We start from the raw sequence: 2,102 nt of genomic DNA, 5'->3' as shown, positions 1-2,102 counted from the left end.
CCCGAACCGCCGCTCGAGCCGGTTGTGGCCGAGGCCGCCACCACCGAGCAGGCGCCAGAGGCGGAGCTGGACTGGACGCTGGAGCCGGAAATCGAGGCGCCGCCACAACCCGCCGAAGCGCCAGCGCCGACGCCCGTGGCTGCGCAGGTCGCCCAGGAGCCGCCTCCGGTGCCCCAGGCCGGCCCCTGGAAACCCCGCGAGCCGCGTGAGCCCAACCTGCTCGAACGCGGCTTCGCCGCCGCCAAGGCCTGGCTGCTGGGCGGCAACACCGTATTGCGGGTCGGCGTGGTGCTGCTGTTCCTCGGCCTGGCCTTCCTCCTGCGCTACGCCACCGAAGGCGTCGAGGTACCCGTCGAGCTGCGCTATATGGGCGTGGCGGCCAGCGCGCTGGCCCTGCTCGGCCTGGGCTGGTGGCTGCGCCTGCGCAATCCCGGCTACGCCCTGGTGCTGCAGGGCACCGGCATCGCCGTGCTGTACCTGACGGTATTCGCCGCCATGCGCCTGCATCCATTGCTCGACCCCGGCATGGCGCTGGGGCTGCTGGTGGCGGTCACGCTGTGCTCGGCGATTCTGGCCGTGCGGCAGAACGCCCTCGGCCTGGCCGCCGCGGCGGCGCTCGGTGGTTTCGCCGCGCCTATCCTGACCTCCACCGGCAGCGGCAACCATGTCGCGCTGTTCTCCTATTTCGCCCTGCTCAATGCCGGCATCTTCGTCATCGCCTGGTTCAAGGCCTGGCGCCTGCTCAACCTGATCGGCTTCGTCGGCACCTTCGGCATCGGTTTCGCCTGGGGCCTGCGCTCCTATACGCCGGAGCTGTTGTGGAGCACCCAGCCGTTCCTGGTCCTGTTCTTTTTGATGTACCTGGCCATCGGCCTGCTGTTCGCCCGGCGCAAGCTGCGCGAGGCGAGCGACGCCCCCGAGGAACGCGACGCGCTGCTGCACTGGTCGGCGCGACGCGGCGACTATGTCGACGCCACCGCGCTGTTCGGCCCGCCGCTGATCGGCTTCGGCCTGCAGCTGGCGCTGGTGCGCCATATCGAGTTCGCCGCCGCGTTCAGCGCCCTCGGCCTGGGCCTGTTCTACCTGCTGCTGGCGCACCTGCTCAAGGCGCGTGCCGGGCATCGCGCGCTGCTGCTGGTGGAGACCTGCCTGGCGCTCGGTGTGGTGTTCGCCAGCCTGGCCATTCCCCTGGGCCTGGACGCGCGCTGGACCTCTGCGGCCTGGGCGGTGGAGGGCGCCGGTATCTTCTGGCTGGGGCTGCGCCAGGGGCGGCCGCTGGCCCGCGCCTTCGCCCTGCTGCTGCAACTCGGCGCGGCGCTGGCCTTCCTTCATGGCCTGGATGCCGGCTATGGCCGCCTGCTGGACGGTTCGCCGCTGGGCGCTTTGATGCTGGCTGCGGCGCTGCTGTTCAGCTACTGGCAGCTGCGCCGGGCACCGCAGGCCGCCAACCGCTGGGAAAACCGCCTGCTGCCCTGGCTGGGCGTCGCCGGGCTGGCCTTCGTCTACCTGATCGCGCCGCTGCTGCTGGCGGCGCCGGGTACCGCCATCGCCTGGGCGCTGGCGGGGCTGGCCACCCTGTTGGTGGGGCTGCGTATCGGTGCGCGCAGCTTCGTGTTCAGCGCCTTCGCCATTCAACTGCTGGGCGGTCTGCTGTTTGTCGGCCAGATGGCGCTGGATGCGGCCTTCGGTCGCGGTGGTTTCGCCGCCGGCTGGCTGGGTCTGCTGGCCGCCTCGCTGCTCGGCTTCGGCCTGATCGCCGGCATGCTGCTGGCGGCGCGCGATCCGCAGATCCGCGCCAGCCGCCGGCTGCTGACCGGGCTGTCGCTGGTGCTGCTGGCGGGGCTGGCATTCGTCAACCTGGCGGTGCTGTTCGTCCTGCCCTGGGTCGCCGCCGCGGCGGTGTGGGGCGGTACGGGCCTGCTGATCCTCTGGCTGGCGCTGTACCTGCAGCAGCGCGTGGCCTTCTACTTCAGCCTGGCGTTGCAGCTGTTCGCCGGCCTGGCCTTTCTCGCCGCCGGGCCGCTGCTGCTGGCGGGGCTGAGCAGCGCGGGGCTGACGCCGCTGGCGCATACCGGCTTCTGGACGCCGGCGGTGCTCGGCCT

The 2,102-nt window shown here is 71.8% G+C and carries 1 protein-coding gene; it reads left to right on the top strand.

Features of this window, described 5'->3' with window-relative positions:
* Positions 1-2,102 (top strand): DUF2339 domain-containing protein (locus tag N878_RS18505; protein WP_021445070.1); only part of this gene is annotated, 2,102 nt, incomplete at both ends.

It is taken from the genome of Pseudomonas sp. EGD-AK9 (assembly GCF_000465935.2).
GTDB lineage: Bacteria > Pseudomonadota > Gammaproteobacteria > Pseudomonadales > Pseudomonadaceae > Aquipseudomonas.
This window is presented reverse-complemented; position numbering and strand designations above follow the sequence as displayed.